The 18,049-nt window shown below is 74.5% G+C and carries 12 protein-coding genes and 1 pseudogene; 10 read left to right on the forward strand and 3 right to left on the reverse strand.

Annotated features, from left to right (window positions below; translation table 11 throughout):
- Nucleotides 1-273: 273 nt before the first annotated feature.
- The 4 genes from AB0442_RS24475 to AB0442_RS24490 all read left to right on the forward strand — a co-directional run bounded on the left by AB0442_RS24475 (nucleotide 274) and on the right by AB0442_RS24490 (nucleotide 6,101).
- Nucleotides 274-1,710, forward strand: a complete 1,437-nt coding sequence (locus tag AB0442_RS24475) for an amino acid permease (RefSeq protein ID WP_366165324.1) — start codon at nucleotides 274-276, stop codon at nucleotides 1,708-1,710.
- A 240-nt stretch (nucleotides 1,711-1,950) separates the two neighbouring features.
- Entirely contained in the window at nucleotides 1,951-4,719 is a 2,769-nt protein-coding gene (locus AB0442_RS24480; RefSeq protein WP_366165325.1) for a lectin, read from the forward strand.
- A 14-nt stretch (nucleotides 4,720-4,733) separates the two neighbouring features.
- On the forward strand, nucleotides 4,734-5,255 hold the full coding sequence (locus AB0442_RS24485; protein ID WP_366165326.1) for a DinB family protein: 522 nt from the start codon (nucleotides 4,734-4,736) through the stop codon (nucleotides 5,253-5,255).
- Nucleotides 5,256-5,300: 45 nt separating this feature from the next.
- A complete protein-coding gene (locus AB0442_RS24490) occupies nucleotides 5,301-6,101 on the forward strand; it encodes a VOC family protein (RefSeq protein WP_366165327.1) in 801 nt (266 codons plus the stop codon).
- Nucleotides 6,102-6,206: 105 nt separating this feature from the next.
- Here the strand turns inward: AB0442_RS24490 and AB0442_RS24495 are convergent, their stop codons facing one another.
- Nucleotides 6,207-7,073, reverse strand: a complete 867-nt coding sequence (locus AB0442_RS24495) for a CAP domain-containing protein (protein WP_366165328.1) — start codon at nucleotides 7,071-7,073, stop codon at nucleotides 6,207-6,209.
- Between the two features lie 187 nt (nucleotides 7,074-7,260).
- On the opposite strand from AB0442_RS24495, the gene AB0442_RS24500 reads away from it, so the two are divergent.
- Nucleotides 7,261-8,841 (forward strand): sigma-70 family RNA polymerase sigma factor, encoded by a 1,581-nt coding sequence (locus tag AB0442_RS24500; protein WP_366165329.1) that lies wholly within the window; start codon nucleotides 7,261-7,263, stop codon nucleotides 8,839-8,841.
- A gap of 92 nt (nucleotides 8,842-8,933) precedes the next feature.
- Here the strand turns inward: AB0442_RS24500 and AB0442_RS24505 are convergent, their stop codons facing one another.
- On the reverse strand, nucleotides 8,934-9,635 hold the full coding sequence (locus tag AB0442_RS24505) for a TetR/AcrR family transcriptional regulator C-terminal domain-containing protein (protein WP_363541014.1): 702 nt from the start codon (nucleotides 9,633-9,635) through the stop codon (nucleotides 8,934-8,936).
- A 177-nt stretch (nucleotides 9,636-9,812) separates the two neighbouring features.
- Here AB0442_RS24505 and AB0442_RS24510 point away from each other — a divergent pair, with 177 nt between their 5' ends.
- The 4 genes from AB0442_RS24510 to AB0442_RS24525 all read left to right on the forward strand — a co-directional run bounded on the left by AB0442_RS24510 (nucleotide 9,813) and on the right by AB0442_RS24525 (nucleotide 14,642).
- Nucleotides 9,813-10,502, forward strand: a complete 690-nt coding sequence (locus tag AB0442_RS24510) for a DUF4386 domain-containing protein (RefSeq protein ID WP_366165330.1) — start codon at nucleotides 9,813-9,815, stop codon at nucleotides 10,500-10,502.
- Between the two features lie 464 nt (nucleotides 10,503-10,966).
- Nucleotides 10,967-11,353: a peptidase inhibitor family I36 protein gene (locus AB0442_RS24515; protein WP_344625023.1), complete on the forward strand. Its 387-nt coding sequence runs from the start codon at nucleotides 10,967-10,969 to the stop codon at nucleotides 11,351-11,353.
- 80 nt (nucleotides 11,354-11,433) lie between these two features.
- On the forward strand, nucleotides 11,434-12,144 hold the full coding sequence (locus AB0442_RS24520) for an ABC transporter ATP-binding protein (RefSeq protein WP_366165331.1): 711 nt from the start codon (nucleotides 11,434-11,436) through the stop codon (nucleotides 12,142-12,144).
- Nucleotides 12,141-14,642, forward strand: coding sequence for a hypothetical protein (locus AB0442_RS24525; protein WP_366165332.1), 2,502 nt, complete (start codon nucleotides 12,141-12,143; stop codon nucleotides 14,640-14,642). The genes AB0442_RS24520 and AB0442_RS24525 overlap by 4 nt, the downstream gene beginning before the upstream one ends.
- Before the next feature lie 103 nt (nucleotides 14,643-14,745).
- Here the strand turns inward: AB0442_RS24525 and AB0442_RS24530 are convergent, their stop codons facing one another.
- Entirely contained in the window at nucleotides 14,746-16,074 is a 1,329-nt protein-coding gene (locus AB0442_RS24530) for a S28 family serine protease (RefSeq protein WP_366165333.1), read from the reverse strand.
- 869 nt (nucleotides 16,075-16,943) lie between these two features.
- On the opposite strand from AB0442_RS24530, the pseudogene AB0442_RS24535 reads away from it, so the two are divergent.
- Nucleotides 16,944-18,049: pseudogene (locus AB0442_RS24535) on the forward strand (PP2C family protein-serine/threonine phosphatase); the annotation flags it as partial.

Here is an 18,049-nt window from a genome sequence, read left to right on the forward strand (position 1 = left end):
CGTCGCAGCCCCGACGCGGCCGCCGTCCGCGACGTGCCACCGCCCCGGGCCGGGCGGCGCACCGGGTCGGCACCGCGGCTGACGGCGGATCGGGATTTCCGATGACCTGCGAGTAGAGATGTCAGCCGGTGTCATAATTCATTCCGTGAACCTCAAATAATGCTCAGAGAATCGTGCCGAATTCAGGCCCGGGGTTACGGAATCAGGATTTCCGGGCTACCTTCCTGCGGGTGTGCGGCCGACCCCCGCCGCACCGGAGAGGCAGCAACGACCATGAGCCCGGACACCACGACGCGCTCGAGCCGGCCCGCCGAGGCCGCCCCCGCCACCCCACCGGGTGCCGCCGGGGACGGCCACCTCAAGGCCGGACTGAAGAACCGCCACCTGTCGATGATCGCCATCGGCGGAGTCATCGGAGCCGGCCTGTTCGTCGGCTCCGGCGCCGGCATCGCCGCCACCGGCCCCGGCATCCTGCTCTCGTACACCCTGGCCGGCGCCCTGGTCGTCATGGTGATGCGGATGCTCGGCGAGATGGCCGCGGCCGACCCGCAGAGCGGGTCCTTCTCCGCCTACGCGGACCGCGCGCTCGGCCGCTGGGCAGGCTTCACCATCGGCTGGCTCTACTGGTTCTTCTGGGTCGTCGTGCTGGCCGTGGAGGCCACCGCCGGCGCGAAGATCCTGCACAACTGGGTGCCGGGCGTGCCGCAGTGGGGCTTCGCCCTGCTGGTGATGGCCGTGCTGACCGCCACCAACCTGTTCTCGGTCTCCTCCTACGGCGAGTTCGAGTTCTGGTTCGCCGGGATCAAGGTGGTCGCCATCGCGGCCTTCCTGGTGGTCGGCGGCCTCGCGGTCTTCGGCGTGCTGCCGGACACCACCGCGGTGGGCACGTCCAACCTGCTCGACCACGGCGGCTTCCTGCCGAACGGCATCGGCGCGGTCTTCAGCGGCATGCTGACGGTCGTCTTCGCCTTCATGGGCAGCGAGATCGTCACCCTGGCCGCCGGCGAGTCGCCCGACCCGGCCCGCGCCGTGACCAAGGCCACCAACAGCGTGATCTGGCGCATCGGCGTCTTCTACCTGGGCTCCATCGCCATCGTCGTCACCCTGCTGCCCTGGGACTCCGCGGAGGTCCTGGACAGCCCGTACGTGGCCGTGCTCAAGCACGTCGGCATCCCCGGCGCCGCCCCGCTGATGGACCTCATCGTGCTCACCGCGGTGCTGTCCTGCCTGAACTCCGGTCTCTACACGGCCTCCCGGATGGCCTTCTCGCTCGGGCAGCGCGGCGACGCGCCGAAGGCCTTCGCGAAGGTCACCGGCCGCGGCGTGCCGCTCACCGCGATCCTCGCCTCGGTGGTCTTCGGATTCGTCGCGGTGTTCTTCAACTACGAGTTCCCGGACACCGTCTTCAAGTTCCTGCTGAATTCCTCCGGCGCCGTCGCGCTCTTCGTCTGGCTCGTGATCAGCGTCTCCCAGCTCCGTATGCGGAGGATCATCGAGCGGGAATCCCCGGAGAAGCTCACCGTCCGGATGTGGCTCTTCCCGTACCTCACCTGGGCCACGATCGGAATGATCGCCTTCGTGGTGGCGTACATGTTCACCACCCACGACGGACGGATGCAGATGGTGCTGTCGCTGGTCGCCGCCGCGGTCGCGCTGGTCGCCGCCCAGGTGGTGCACCGCCGCAAGGCGGTCACCGACGCGTCCTCCTGACGGGCCATCGGACGCCTGCGCGATTGCTCCGGGCGGGCGACAGGCGGCCTGTCGCCGCCGCAGCCTCCCCCGTGCGGACCGCACGATGAACCGACGAGCAGATGGTCGGCCCCGGCCGGTACTCCCCGTACCGGCCGGGGCCGACCTGCTCGTCCGTGCGGCCCCGCCGTGCCGCCCACCGCGGCCGCCGGACCGCGCGCCACGCGCATCGCAGGCTGACGGCGGGTCGCAGGAGGCTCCGTGCACCGTTCCAGATCCCTCTCGTCCGCGCTCGCCCTCGGCGCCTCGGCGGTGCTGCTGGCGGGTGCCGCGGCCGCCCCCGCCGGTGCCGCACCACCCGGCCGGGTGACCGTCGCCGACCCGGCCCAGTACGTCAACGCCTTCGTCGGCACCGAGCCGGGCGCCCCGGACTTCGGCAACGGCGGCGGCGCGGGCAACACCTTCCCCGGCGCGTCCGCCCCGCTCGGCATGGTGCAGTGGAGCCCCGACACCGCCACCTACCAGCACGGCGGCTACTCCTGGGACGACCACCGGATCAGCGGGTTCAGCCTCACCCACATCTCCGGCGCGGGCTGCGGCGACTACGGCACCACCCCGTTCATGCCCGTCCTGGACGGCCGGCCGGTCGCCCACTCGGACTTCTCGCACGCAGACGAGAGCACCGCCCCCGGCTCGTACGCCGTCACCTTCGGCAACGGGCTGAGGACCGAACTCGCCGCCACCCAGCGCTCCGGCATCGCCCGCTTCACCTACCCCGCCGGCCACACCGCCTCGCTCACCGTCGACGCCGGCAAGGCCTTCAACAGCGCCACCGGCTCGATCACCATCGGCGCCGACACCCTCTCCGGCTGGACGGAGAGCGGCGGCTTCTGCGGCACCGACAACCACTACCGGGTCTACTTCCACGCCCAGTTCGACCGGCCGTTCAGCAGCGCCGGGATCGTCCGCACCGGCGGCGCGGACCAGGGCACGGTCGACACCGCCCGGCGCAGCGCCACCGGGGCGAGCGAGGGCATCGCCCCGCAGCCCGCCCGCACCGAGGAGGCCCGCGAACGCCGCTCCGGCCAGGGCGGCGACCAGCACCCCGACCGGGAGCGGGCCGCCTCCGGCGCCCAGGCGCTGGTCTCCTTCGACACCGGCCAGGACCGCACCGTCACCGCCCGGGTCGGCCTCTCCTTCGTCAGCGCCGAGGGCGCCCGCGCCAACCTGCTCGCCGAACAGCGCGGCGCCGCCTTCGACGAGCTCCGCACCGCCGCCCGCGCCGGCTGGAACGACCTGCTCGGCCGGATCGCCGTCGACGGCGGCACCACCGCCCAGCGGCGCATCCTCTACACCGCGCTCTACCACGCCCTGCTGCACCCCAGCGCGATCAGCGACGCCGACGGCCGCTACCCCGGCTTCGACGGGAGGATCCGCACCGCCAGGCCCGGCCACACCCAGTACGCCGACTTCTCCGGCTGGGACGTCTACCGCTCCCAGGTCCAGCTGCTCGCCCTGCTCGACCCGGCCAGGGCCGCCGACGTCGCCCAGTCCGTCACCGACCAGGGCGCGAGCGCCGGCTACCTGGACCGCTGGACCCTCGCCAACGGCGGCACCGGCGTGATGGTCGGCGACCCGCTGCCGATCGTCGCCAGCTCGATCCACGCCTTCGGCGGCACCGACTTCGACGCGGCCGCCCTGCTGCGGATCGCCACCGACGGCAGCCGCGACACCCGCCAGCGGCCCGGCCACGGCCCCTACGACACCATCGGCTACATCCCGGCCGACGCCGGCGGCGTCTGGGGCTCCGCCGCCACCACCCTGGAGTACACCAGCGCGGACTTCGCGCTCGCCCAACTCGCCGGCCGGATCGGCGACACCGCCGCCCACGACGCCCTGATGCACCGCTCGGCGAACTGGCGCAACCTGATCAACAGCGGCAGCGGCTGGATCCAGCCCCGCGACACCGACCACTCCTGGCCCGACTTCCGGCCCGCCCAGCAGGACCAGTTCGTCGAGGGCAGCGCCGCCCAGTACGCCTGGATGGTCCCCTACAACCACCGCGGACTGTTCGACGCGATGGGCGGCGACGCGGCGGCGGCCGCCCGGCTGGACGACTTCTTCACCGAGCTCAACGGCGGCCCCGACTCGGAACACGCCTACCTCGGCAACGAGCCCTCGGCGAACACCCCGTGGGCCTACGCCTACGCCGGCCGCCCCCACCGCACCCAGGACGTGGTGCGCCGGGCGCTGACCACGCTGTTCGCCGACGCTCCGGACGGCGAGCCGGGCAACGACGACCTCGGGCAGATGTCCTCCTGGGTGGTCTGGGCCGCGCTCGGGATGTACCCGCAGGCCCCCGGCCGGTCCGAACTCGTGCTGGCCAGCCCGCTGTTCCCGGGGATCACGATCCGCCGCGGCAACGGCGCGGTGATCGACGTGGACGCCCCCGGGGCGTCCGCCGCCGTCCGCTACGTGCACGCGCTCGCCGTGGACGGCGCCGCGAGCACCCGGCCCTGGCTGAGCGAGGACTTCGTCCGCCGCGGCGGCACCCTGGCCTACACCCTCGCCGACGCGCCCGACCCGGCCTGGGGCAGCGCCCGCGCCGACGCGCCGCCGTCCTTCGACGTCGGCCCGGCCCGTCCGGCCACCGGCGCGGTCACCGGCCTCGGCGCCAAGTGCGTCGACGTGCGGGGGAGTTCGACCGAGAACGGGACGCCCGTCCAGCTCGCCGAGTGCACCGGCGGCGCCGCCCAGCAGTGGACCACCGCCTCCGACGGCACCCTCCGCGCCCTCGGCAAGTGCCTCGACGTGGAAGGCAGTTCGGTCTTCAACGGGGCCGCCGTCCAGCTCTGGGACTGCAACGGCACCGGCGCCCAGCAGTGGTGGCCGCGCGCCGACGGCTCGCTGCTCAACCCGCCCTCCGGCCGCTGCCTGGACCTGCCCGGCAGCAACACCGCGAGCGGCACCCGACTGCAACTGTGGGACTGCAACGGCACCGGTGCCCAGCGCTGGACCGTGCCCGCCTGACACGGAGGACCGACATGACCGACCGGAGCGCTGGCACCGGCGACCGGGAGCTCTCCCGGGAACGCGCCGACCTGCTGGAGACCCTCGACAAGCACCGCGGATTCCTCCGCTTCACCGTCCGCAACCTCACCGACGACCAGGCCGCGCAGCGCACCACCGCCAGCGAGCTCTGCCTCGGCGGCCTGATCAAGCACGTCACCGGCGTCGAGGCCCGCTGGATGCGGTTCGCGGTCGGCGGCGCCACCGCCATGCGCAGCGAACCCGTGGACTGGGAGGGCCAGTTCAGGATGGGCGAGGGCGAGACCCTGGCCGGTCTGCTGGACGCCTACACGCGGACGGCCGCCGAGACCGACCGCCTGGTGGAAGCCCTGGACCTGGACGCCGCCCACCCGCTGCCCGAGGCGCCCTGGTTCGAGCCGGGCGCCACCTGGTCCGTCCGGCGGGTGCTGCTGCACGTCATCGCCGAGACCTCCCAGCACGCCGGGCACGCCGACATCATCCGCGAATCCCTGGACGGGGCCAAGACCATGGGCTGACCCGGCCCGGCCCCACCCACGCGCTCACGACACGAGGAGACAGACATGGCCCTGCAACCCGAGGGAACCCCCTGCTGGGTCGACGCGGTGTTCCACGACGTGGAGGGCGCCAAGAACTTCTACGGCGCCGTCCTCGGCTGGACGTTCGGCGAGCCCTCGTCCGAGTTCGGCGGCTACACCCAGGCCCACAAGGACGGCAGGGCGGTCGCCGGGCTCGTCCCGCCGATGCCCGACGAGGAGATGCCCTCCGCCTGGTGCCTCTACTTCGCCTCGCCCGACGCCGCCGCCACCGCCGAGCGGATCCGTGCCGCCGGCGGCGAGCTCATGATGGAGCCCGTGCAGGTCGGCGGCCTCGGCACCATGGCGCTCGCCCGCGAACCCGGCGGCGCGGTCTTCGGCGTCTGGCAGGGCGCCGCGCACGAGGGCTTCGAGAAGGTCGGTGAGGCCGGCGCCTACTCCTGGGCCGAGCTCTGCACCCGCGACACCGCCCGCGCCGACTCCTTCCTGATGGAGGTCTTCCCGTACCACGCCCAGCAGATGGACGGTGGGAACGAGATCGACTACCGGGTCTTCACCATCGGTGAGAACCCGGTGCTGGGCCGGATGGAGATGGGCCCGGACTTCCCCGCCGAGGTGCCGCCGTTCATCAGCGTCTACTTCGGCGTCGCCGACTGCGACGCCGCCGTGGCCAAGGCCACCGAGCTCGGCGGGAAGCTCGTCTTCGGCCCGATGGACAGCCCGTTCGGCCGCTTCGCCGCCCTCGTCGACCCGCAGGACGCCACCTTCGCCGTGATCGACACGGGCCGCACCGCGGGCGGGACGCCCGCGATGACCGACGTGGTCTGACACCGCGCCGCCCCGCTCCGCCCGGCCCCGCCGACCCGGCCCACCCGGGCCCCGGCGGGGCCGGTCCGTGCCGGTCCGCGTCCGTCCGCGCCCGTCCGCGCCCGCTCACGCCGGGGAGGCGAACACCTGCGTCCACCAGGGGCCGCCGGCGCCGAAGTTCACCCCCACCCCGATCACCGTGAAGTGGCAGTTGAGGATGTTCGCCCGGTGGCCCTCGCTGTGCATCCAGTCGTCCATCACCGCCGCCGGGTCCGGCTGCCCGTACGCGATGTTCTCGCCCCACCAACCCGGCTTGTAGCCCGCGGCGCGCAGCCGGCTGTCGGCGTGCCGCCCCTCCGGGTCCGCGTGCTCGAAGTAGTGCCGGGCCACCATGTCGTCCGAGTGCGCCATCGCCGCCGTCGACACCCGGTCGTCCAGGGTGACCGGGCCGCAGCCCGCCTTCGCCCGCTCCGCGTTGGTCAGTGCCGTCACCTCCTCCGCGAACTGCGCGGCCCTGCCGGTCGGCGCCGAACCGGCCGGCTGCTTCGCGGCCGCCGCCGGGGCCTTCGACGCCTTCGCGCTCTTCGCGGCCGAGGCGGAGGCGCTCGCCGGGGCGGAGGCCGAGGCCGACACGGACGGGGAGGCGGGCGGCGAGGCGGTGCCCGCCGAGGGCGAGGCGGACGCCGACGCCGACCCGGCCGCGGAGGACGCGGGCGCCGGCGCCAACTGCACCGGGGCCGCGGCTGCATTGCCCGAGCCACCCGAACCGCCCGAACCGCCCGAGGACGCCAGGGTGTACGCCGCCGAGCAGGCCAGCACCAGCGCGGCCGCCCCGGCCACCGCCACCACCCGCCGGTTGCCGCCCGCCCGCCGCTCGGACCGGCGCCGTGCCGCCCGGCCGGCGGATGCCGCGGCCCGGCCGCGACTGCCGGAGCCGTCCTGGTCCGCCGGGTGCGGCGGGAGGTGGAACGGGGTCGTCGGGTCGTCGTTCATACTGGCTGCTCCCTGGGCCGATTCGCGCCGGTGTTCGTGCCGACGCCCTGGGAGACCACGCCACGGGGGCGCCATAACGGAAAAGGACAGCGGCGGATCACACACCCGGATTCCTGTTATCCGGTCCGTCCGCCCAGGTCTCCGTCCAGTGGGGGCCGTGGCTTGAGGACGAGCGAGGACAGGGCACATGGGCAACGACGGCGCAATGGACACCGAGGTGGTGGAGGCGGCGCAGGCCGGCGACGGGGCGGCCCGCGACCGGCTGGTCGCCGACTGCCTGCCGCTGGTCTACAACATCGTCGGCCGGGCCATGAACGGCCACCCCGACGTCGACGACGTCGTCCAGGAGACCATGATCCGCATGGTCGGCGGCCTGTCCGGCCTGCGTGACACCACCGCCTTCCGCTCCTGGCTGGTCGCCGTCGCGATGAACGAGGTGCGCCGCAGCCGCAACGCCCGGCAGGCCGGGCCCGTCCCGGACATCGACGGCATGGCCCAGGTCGCCGACCCGGCCGGCGACTTCGTCGACCTCACCGTGCTGCGCCTCGGCCTCTCCGGCCAGCGCCGCGAGGTCACCGAGGCGACCCGCTGGCTGGACGACCGCGATCGCGACCTGCTCTCGCTCTGGTGGCTGGAGGCCGCGGGCCGGCTCACCCGCACCGAACTCGCCGAGGCGCTGGAGCTCTCCCCGCAGCACACCGCCGTCCGGGTGCAGCGGATGAAGGAGCAGCTGGAGGTCGGCCGCACCGTCGTCCGGGCGCTCTCCGCCGAGCCGCGCTGCCCCTCCCTCGGCGAGCTCACCACCGCCTGGGACGGCCGCCCGAGCGCGCTCTGGCGCAAGCGAATAGCCCGCCACCTGCGGACCTGCCGCATCTGCGAGGGTACGGCCCGCGGCCTCGTCCCCGCCGAGGGACTGCTCGCCGGCCTCGTCCTGGTGGTGCCGATGCACGGCTTCTCGCTCGGACCGGAGTTCTTCGCGGCCAAGCTCGCCGCCCTGCCCGGCCCGGGCACAGCCGTCACCTCGGTGCTGACCCACACGGGTTCCGCCGGATCCGCGGCCGTGCCGCCCGCGCCGTCCGGGGCGGGCGACCGGGTGCTCGACCTGATCGGACCGCGGGGGACGCGGAGCCTGCGCCGGGCCGCCCGGCGCCGGGCCCGCCGCGCGCTCCAGGCGGCCGGTGCGGTCGCCGTCACCGCCGCCGTGCTCGGAGTCGTCCGGGGTCTGCCCGACGACACCGTCCCGCCGCCCCCGCCCGCCCCCTCGGTCTCGGTGCCCGGCCCGCGGACCGTCGCCCTCGACGCCCCCGCGCCCTCCCCGTCGCCGACCACGGCCCCGCCCAGCCCCTCCCCGTCGCCCTCGGCGAGCCCGAGCCCCACGCCGCGGAGCCCCGAGCGGCAGCTCGTCGACCTGATCAACGCCGAGCGGGCGAAGCGCGGGTGCCGTGCGCTGCGCGTCGACGCCAAACTGCACACGGCCGCCCAGCGGCACTCCGAGGACATGTCGGCACGCCGCTACTTCGACCACGACGACCCCGCCGGCCGCGGCCCGGAGAGCCGGATCGACGCGGCCGGCTACCGGTGGCGGGCCTGGGGCGAGAACATCGACCAGCGCCGCAAGTCCCCGGCCGACGTCTTCGACGACTGGATGGACGACGACTACCACCAGCAGAACATGCTCGACTGCCGCTACCTCGACGCCGGCGTCGGCACGGCCCCGGACCCGGCCGGCGGCCTCCTGTGGACCCTGGACGTCGGCACCCCGGCCTGACCCGCCGCCCGGTCCTCCGCCCGGCGCGGTCCTCCGCCCGGTCCGACCCGTCGCCCGGTCCGACCCGTCGCCCGGTGCGGCCCGACGGGACGTCAGCCGTGCCGGGCCGAGCTCCAGCCCTGCCGGTGCAGGCGCTCGATGCCGTCCAGCAGCAGGTCGAGGGCGAACTCGAACTCGAACCGGTCGTCGCAGCCGCCGCCGACCACCGACCCGTCGTCGTGCGCGGCACCGGCCGTGGCGATCTCCACGATGTGCGGGTAGTGGACGGCAGCCTCGCGCAGGACGGCGGCCCGGACCTCCGGGTCGGCGGAGGGCGGGGGAGCGGGGAAGAGCTCCTGGGTGAAGCCCCACACCCGGCCGCCCAGCGCGTGCATCGCGTGGTGGGTGAGGTCGGCCGAGAGGCCGCCCGCCCGGAACATCCCGATCAGCGAGTCGAGGTGGCCGAGCGTGCCCGGCGTCGGGCCGGGCCGTGACTCGACCACCCGCGCGGCCCACGGGTGGCGGAGCAGCGCGTGCCGGGTGGCGAGGATGCGCCCGCGGACGGCGTCCTTCCAGCCGTCGCCCCCGTCCGGGGGGCCGATCTCGCCGACGACGACGTCGACCATGCCGTCGAGGAGCTGCTCCTTGTTGGCCACGTGCTTGTAGAGCGCCATCGGGACGACTCCGAGCTCCTGGGCCAGGCTGCGCATGCTCAGCGCGTCGATGCCGGACCGGTCCGCGAGCGCGACGGCGGTGCGCAGCACCCGGTCCCTGCTCAGCGGGGTCCGCCGACCGCCGTCCGCCTGCCGGGTCATCTCCGACCGCCTCTCCTCCGTCCGCCTCCCGGGGCTCGTCCGACGAGCCCGGGTCCCGGACGCCCCTTGACTGGTGTACGGCGTACACCCTACCGTTCCGAGCGGAGGTGTACGCCGTACACCTCCGTCGGTGCCGCGCTGCCGCGACCCCGGCCGTTCGTCGACCAAGGAGCAACGGTGGAACCGTCGGGAAGGCTCGCGAGGGCCGCAGGCCTCTGCTACTTCGTCACCCACGTCACCTCGATCGGCGGGCTCGTCCTCTACGGGCCCGTCCTGAACGACCCCGGCTACGTCCTCGGTGCAGGCCCGGACGTCCGGGTGCTGCTCGGCGCCCTGCTCGAAGTGCTGCTGGCCCTCGGCATCGTCGGCACCGCCGTCACGCTGTACCCGGTCACCAGGCGCCACGACGAGGCCGCCGCCGCCGGCTACGTCGCCCTGCGCGTCCTGGAGGCCGCCGTCATCGCGGTCGGCATCGTCAGCCTCCTCGCCGTGGTGACCCTGCGCCGGCACGGCGCGGACGGCGCCGACCCGGCCGCACTCGCCACCACCGCCCGCGCCCTGGTCGCGGTCCACGACTGGACCTTCCTGCTCGGCCCCAACTTCGTCTGCGGCGCCAACACCCTGCTGGCGGCGTACCTCATGTACCGCTCCCGCCTGGTGCCGCGCTTCGTCGCCGTCCTCGGGCTGATCGGCGGACCGCTGATCTTCGCCTCGGCCGTCGCCGTGCTCTTCGGCGGCTACACCCAGGTCTCCGCCTGGGGCGCCCTGGCCGCCGTTCCGGTCTTCGCCTGGGAACTCGCCCTCGCCGCCTGCCTGGTGACCCGCGGCTTCGCCCGGGCAGCCGCTCCGGTTCCGGCCGCCGTCTGAAGCGTCGCATTCCGGCCAATCGTCGCCGGCCCGGCCCGCCGGTCGGGCACTGCGACCGGCCGGCCCGGACCGTGGCCCCCACCGGCGCGAACGCGGGCGCCCGTCGGATGCCGGGCCTTCCGGAGCCCGGAATTCCCGATGTGATCGTCCCGTACGGGCGGCGGGGAGCCGGGCCCGACGGCGGCATGAAGGCCGGCACCGGCTGCTGTGCGGCGCATCGCCACCGCCGCTGACCTGCCGAACGGCGTCGCCGCCCCCGCTGCCGCCCGTTCCGGCCGGGCGCGGCCCGCCGGGGGCGGCGCACCGCCGCGTCCCGGGCCGCGCGGGGCGGAAGGAGGCGTGAACACGTCATTAAACGGCGGGGTCGGCCGATCACTGCTGTCGCGCACGCCACACGCGTGGCTAGTGTCCGCCCGGTACCGGCGCCCGCCGGTCGATCGGTTCGTGTGCAAGGGGGAAGTGGCATGGGCTCAGGACAGCGTGCGGCCGGTCTGGCCGCCGCGGCGGTCATGGCAGCCGGCGTCGGCCTCGTGGGCTTCGCCGGCCCGGCGGCAGCCGTGTCGACCACCTGCTACGTGGGGAACGTCTGCCTCTACGACGACTCGTACTTCAACGGCGGCACCTGGTACCGGAGCGCCTCCCCGGGGACGTACAACCTCACCGGATTCAACGACCGCACCTCCTCGTGGATCAACAACTCCTGGACGAACGACGCCAAGTGGTTCTGGGGAGCCAACGCCACCGGCGGCAGCGAGTGCATGAACCCCAACTCCAGCAACGGGTACGTCGGTTGGTACAACAACGACGAGGCGAGCTCGGTCCGCGTCTACACCGACGACCTCGCCTGCTGACGAGCCCGTACGAAGCGGCCCGGATCCCGCGCGTCGCGGATCCGGGCCGTCGGCCCGGTGAAGAGCAAGGGGAACCCAGCGTGTCCGTAGTGCAGTTCGAGGCCGTCGGCCGCACCTTCCGCTCGGGCGGGGCCGAGGTCCGCGCCCTCGCCGGCGTCACCCTGCAGGCCGAACGCGGAGAACTGGTCGCCGTCATGGGCGCCAGCGGCTCCGGCAAGACGACGCTGCTCAGCATCGCCGGCGGCCTCGACCGGGCCGACAGCGGCCGGGTCCGCGTCCTCGGAGAGGACCTCGGCCGGCTCTCCGAACGGCAGTTGGCCCGCCTGCGGCTGACCGCCGTCGGCTTCGTCTTCCAGGAGCTCAACCTCCTCGCCGAGCTGACGCTGGAGGAGAACGTCGCGCTGCCCCTGGAGGGCGCCGGGACGGGCCGGCACGCCGCGCGGTCCGCCGCCCGGGCCGCGCTGGCCAGGGTCGGCCTCGACGGCACGGGCGGACGGTTCCCCGACGAGGTCTCCGGCGGCCAGCAGCAGCGGGTGGCGATCGCCCGCGCCGTCGTCGGGGACCGCCGCCTCGTCCTCGCGGACGAGCCCACCGGCTCCCTGGACTCGGACACCGGCGCCGAAATCATGGAACTCCTGCGGCAGCTCTGCGACAACGGCACCACCGTGCTGCTCAGCACGCACAACCCGGCCAACGCCGACTTCGCGGACCGCGTCGTGCACCTGCGGGACGGCACGCTCGACCGGATCGAGGAACGGGCTCCGCGCGCAGCCCGCGAGGACGTCCGATGATCCACCGGCACCTCCCGGTCGACCTCCGGATCGCCTGGTCGACCGTGATCGGCACGGGCCGCCGCCGCGCCATGCTGCTGCTGATCTTCGCCGTCCCCGTGCTGCTCGCCACCGCCGCCGCCTCCGTGGTGGACACGCTCAACCTGTCGCCGCAGCAACTCGCGACCGCCGCGATGGCCCGCGCCGGCCTCCAGATCGACCGGATCGAGCCGGGCCCGGCCCCCGCCGACCTGTCCGCCGTGGTCGGGCCCCTGCCCGCCGGCACCGCGGCCGTCCCCTACTACAAGGCGCCCGAGGTCCCCGTCGTCGTCGGCGGCCTCACCCGGTACGCCGCCTACCGGGAGAGCGACTGGACGGCGGCGGCCACCCGCGGCTGGCTGCGGACGAAGGCCGGGCGAGTGCCCGCAGGCCCCGGCGAGGCCGCCGTCTCCGAACACCTCGCCGCCGCGCACCACCTGGCCCTCGGCGGCACCCTGCGGTTCAGCGGGTCCGACACCCCGGCCGTGGTCGTCGGCCTGGTCGAGGACCCGGCCGCCCACGACGCCGAGTTCGTGGCCGGCGGACCGGGCCTGTTCGAGCGGTGGTCCGACCCGGCCCGCGCGGCCGAATCGGGCGTCACCCGCGGCTGGCTGGTGACCGGCCCCGGCGCGGCGGGCCGGATCGGCCCGCAGGCCGCACGGCTCCACCTCGCCGTCCGGACCAGGCCGCAGGTCGCCGCGGCCGCCAGGACCCTGCTCGCGGCCCAGCCCGGACTCGTCGCCCTTCCCGGCCTGCTCCTCGTGCTCGCCGGATCGGCCGCGGCCTTCGGCATCCGGATGCGCCGCCTGCAGCGGCAGTTCGGCCTGCTGTCCGCCGTCGGGTTCGACGGCACGCGGCTCGTCCGGCTGGCCCGGGCCGCCGGTCTGCTCGCCGCCGCCGTCGGCGGAACCGCCGGCGTGCTCCTCGGAACGGCCCTCGGCGCGGCCGTCCGGCCGGCCGTCCGGGCCGTCGTCCACCGCGACCTCGCGCCGGTCGACCTCGCGTCCCCGCGTCCGCCGGTCCTGCTGGCCGCGACCGTGCTCTGCGGCGCCCTCGCCGTCTGGCTGCCCGCACGGCTCGCCGCCGGGCACACCGTCCGCCGGCGGCTGAGCCGCGTCCCCACCGACACCACCGGACGGCACCGGCGGCGGGCGGCAGCGGCCTGCGGCGTGCTGGCGGCCGCCGCCGTCGCCCTCGGGGCCGCCTCCGGGTCGAGCACCCCCGGAGTGGTCGGCGGCACCGCCCTCCTCGCGGCCACCCTGCTGGTGGTCCCCGACCTCCTGCTGCTGCTCGGCCGGGCCGCCCGGGGGCTCGGGCCGGGACCGCGGTTCGGCCTGCGCGACCTCGCCAGGGACCGGCGCCGCCCCGCCGCGGCCGTCGTCCTCGGCGTGGTCACCGTCGCCTTCGCCGCCTCCACCGCCGTCTTCGTCGGCAGCAACGCGGCCCGGGACGCCCGAGAGTACGCCGGCTCGCGGCACCCCGGCCAGATCGAAGTGGTGCTGCGGGACGCACCGCCGTCCGCCGCCGTCGAGGCCGCGGTGCGCCGGGCGGTCGGCCCGCGGGCCTCCGTCGTCCAGGTCCGGGGCGTGTACGCCGCGGACCGCCCCGCCGCCGACGCCCCGTCACGGCTCGCACTGCCGAAGGTCGCCCTCCTCGCGCGGACGCCGCAGGCCGCCAACCCCCACGGCACCCTGCAGATCGTCGAGACGGAGGCGGACTTCCGCGCGCTCACCCGGCGGGACCGGACGGCCGACGAGGCCGCCGCGCTGGCGGCGGGCGAGATCGTGGTGTTCGACCCCGCCTTCGTCCGCGACGGGAACGCCGCGCTGGCCTTCGAACCGACGCCGGGCACCGCGGGCCGGGCGCCGCTCACCGCCGCGGCCCGCCCCGGCGACCCCGTGGACCGGACCACGCGCAACCGGGCCACCGGCGTGCTCACCGCCGCCGCCGCCCGCGGCCTCGGCCTGTTCCCCGTCACCACGACCTACCTCGCCACCCCCGACGACGGGCTGCCCGCGGGCATCGAGGACCGGCTCGGCACCGCCCTCGAACCTCTCGGCGTCCCCGCCACCGCCCTGCGGATCGAGTGGCCCCGCACCCAGCCCGTCCCCGCCCGGTGGAACGTCATGATGGCGATCGCGGGCACCACCGTCCTGGTCGCGACCCTGCTCGCGGTCTCCGCCTCCGCCCAGGAACTGAGGCCCCGACTGCGGCTGCTCCACGTCATCGGCTTCGGCGGCCGCACCCAGCGGCTGGTGTCCGCGACGCAGTCGGCGGCGATCACCTCGCTCTCGCTCGGCTGCGGACTCCTCACCGGCATCGTCCTCGCCGGAGCCCAGCTCTGGCCGAAGGGCACCGCCCTCGTCGTCCCCTGGGCCTCCCTCACCGCCGCGACCCTCGCCCTGATCGCCCTCGCCGCCCTCGCCGGCTACCTGGTCAGGCCCACCACCACCCGCACCCGCAGGCGGCCCACCGGCTGAGGGCGCCCGGCTGCAGCGGCCGGAGCACCGGAGCACACAACGACGAAGGCGGAGGACACGAGAGGCGCGAAGCGGGGTGAGTGGTCCTTGCCCTGGATCTGCGCTACACCGCCGCCCACCGGCGCAGTGCGGCCGTCGCCGCCGCGGCGTCAGCAGCGGGCAACTGCGCGATGCGCGCCGCATGCGTACCCCCGGGCACCCGGAAGAGGTACGAGTCCCGGGACCCCTGTCCCAGCCTGAACAGCTCGGCCACCGCCGGGTCGGCGCCGCCGTTGACGAACATCAGCCGCTCGCCGTGTGTGCGCACCCACCGGTCCACGTCGCGCATCGCCTGCGGCCGGTAGCGGAGCGGGATGTCGCGGGGGACGAAGGTGCGCGGCTCGGTGGCGCCGGGGTGGCGGAGCAGGTCGGCGAGGTGGGCCGTCTCGACCGGGAAGTACCCCAGCTGGGTGCCCAGCTGGTAGAAGTACGGGACGAACTGGTTCGCCACCGAGTCCGCGTAGACCGGGAGTTGGGCGACGTCGGAGAGCCAGCCGTACAGCGCCCCGTCGGAGGCGTCCGGAGCGGGTACCGCCGGGCACCCGGCCTGGCCGCGGCCCTGCCAGAACATGAACGGCGCCCGCAGCACGGCGATCTCGAAGGCCTTGTCTGCGCCGCCGATCAGTCGGAAGCCGTCGCCTCGGGAGTCCGCCCAGGCCTGGTACCGGGGCACCAGGGCGGCACGGCGCTCCAGCAGGGCCCGCTGGGCGGACCGAAGGGCGCTGCGGCACTCGGGGGTGCCGACGGTGCGCAGGAAGTCGAGGTAGGCGGAGTCCTCGTGGTCGTCGACGTTGTTCGGCGCGGAGTAGGCGACCGAGCCGGCCACGTCCTGCGGGTAGAAGCGGCGGTGGTAGACGGTGGCCATGCCGCCCTTGCTTCCGCCGGTGGAGATCCACGCCGACCGGTAGACCTGGCGCAGCGCCTCGACCACGTGGTGGTGGTCTGCTGCGGCCTGCCAGATGTCGAGGTCCGTCCAGTCTGTGGGCTCGGGGCGCGAGGAACCGAAGAACCGCTGCTCGGTGCTCACCTGGTTGCCGTCCAGCAACTCGGCGGGCTCCGAGCGGAACTGGGTGGTGGCGACGGTGTAGCCGCTGGTGTACAGCACGGTCGGCCGGTCGGTGCCGCGGTGCAGGAGCGTGAGCCGCTGCTCGAAGCCGCCCCTCTCCGGGTGGTGGTGGTCGGTGGCCTGGTGCAGCGTCAGGACGAAGAAGCGGAAGCCCGGCGCGGCCGGCTTCTCCTCCGCGATGCGCAGGCCCGGCACCGCCTCGATGGCCGCCCGGATGTCAGCCGGTCCCGTCTCCTGCGCCGCCGCGGCGGGTACCGCGGCCGTGCCGGCCAGCAGGACCGCCACCGCGGCCTGGGTCAGCAGTCGTCCGATCGTCGTGCGCAGCATGTTTCCTCCCAGGTCCTCGATGCCCCGAGTCAACCGGCGCGGCGCAGGCCGCGGATCCCGCCGGGGCGGGGTTCCGTCTCCCTCCCGAGAGGGAGATGCGGCCCTCGACGCGTGCCGCTCGGGACCCGAGAAGACGACGAAGGCGGAGGACGCGAGATTCCGGAACTGCAACCGGCCGGGCTTGGTGTCATCCGTTCCCAGTTCTCCGGTGCGGTGTCCACACCCATCCATGTGCACCCTGACCTGCGGCGTTCGGAGCGTCCCTCTACCGACTCGATCGTGGGTGGACAGCGACGAACGAGACGGAGACCGAGACGACCGATCCGCACCGGAGGCTGGTTGACTGGCGGTGCTCTGGGGAAGGCGGGGGAGGGGCGCGCGGACCTCCCAGCACGCCCGACTGAGACGGAACACGACGAAGGCACCGACCGGAAACCGGTCGGGGCCTTTCGTCCGCCCTGGCGGGCAGAGGCGGAGGATACGAGATTCGAACTCGTGAGGGGTTCCCCCAACACGCCTTCCAATTCTCCCGGACCCCGTCGGCCGGGGTTCGCACCCGTTCCGAACTGTGGCGGAGCGGGTCGATGGGCAGCGGCTGAATGTGGCGGTACGGGGGTGAACGAGACCAGGGCCGAGACCAGGGCCGGCCGTGCTTCGCGGCACCCCGGGGACGTGCCAACGGTCTGCGGGGCTGAGATATCTCCGGTGCCGACCCGTGGGGAGGGGGCGGGACCGGGGGCGGAACGGGCCGCTGTCGGGCGCAATGGAAGGGCCGGCTCGGTGAAGCGGACCGGTGTGTCGGTGTGGATCGAGTCCGCGCCGATCGTGCGACGGGGAGGACGGCGGCGAGCAGAGACGGTGAGCGGCGGCTGGACCGGTCGGAGCGGTTCGGCGAACGGCTGCTGGGGGCGCTGCTCGATCAGGCCCACGAGGTGCCGCCTCAGCTGATCGCCCCGCTGGTCGCCGACGCGGCGATCAGGTTCGACGGTCGTGACCCGGCGCTCCTGCTGCAGGACTACGGTCAGCTGGTGCTGGTGCCGCTGTCCGGCCGGGGGGCTGGCGCCCGGGGAACCGGTCCCGATCGACGGGTCGCCCGCGGGTGCGGCCTTCCTGCGCGGTGTGCCCGTCGAGGTACCGCGGGCCGACGGGGTCCGGGTGTACCTGCCGTTGCTGGACGGCGGCGAGGTCGGGGTACTGGCCCTCACACTGGACGCCGTCGACGACGACCGGCGGCTCCTTCGCCGGTTCGCCGGCCTGGTCGCGGACCTGCTGGTCACCAAGAGCGCCTACACCGACCGGATCTTCCAGGCCCGGCACCTGGACCCGATGAGCGTTGCCGCAGAGATCCGGTGGTCGCTGCTGCCTCCACTCTCGATGACCGTCCCCCGGGTCGCCGTGGCCGGCATCCTCGAGCCCGCCTACCAGGTGGCGGGCGACAGTTTCGACTACGCACTGAACGGCGACCTCCTGCACGTGGCCACGATCGACGCGATGGGCCACGGGCTGGACGCCGCGACCATGGCGACCGTAGCCATCGGCGCGTACCGGCACGCCCGGCGAGCCGACATCGGGCTGGCCGAGATCTACGCGTTCATGGACCGGGCCATCGCCGAGCAGTTCGAGCCGGATCACTTCGTCACCGCGCAGATGATGCGCCTGAACACCGTGACCGGCCACCTGCAGTGGGTCAACGCCGGGCACCCCATGCCGCTGCTGATCCGCGACCACGTCGTCGTCGAGCGCCTGGAGAGCGTCACCACCCTGCCGGTCGGGTTCGGCGGCGAGGAACCGGTGATCAGCGAGCGGATGCTGGGACACGGCGACCGGGTCCTGTGCTTCACCGACGGCCTGGTCGAGGAGCGCGAGGCCGGCGGGGAGCAGTTCGGGGAGGAACAGCTCATCGACTGGGTCGGCCGCGTCGAGCACTCGCAGGACGGGGTGCGGCATGGTGCGTGCGCTCTCCCACGTCCTGGAG

It is taken from the genome of Kitasatospora sp. NPDC085895, assembly GCF_040702125.1.
Lineage (GTDB): Bacteria > Actinomycetota > Actinomycetes > Streptomycetales > Streptomycetaceae > Kitasatospora > Kitasatospora arboriphila.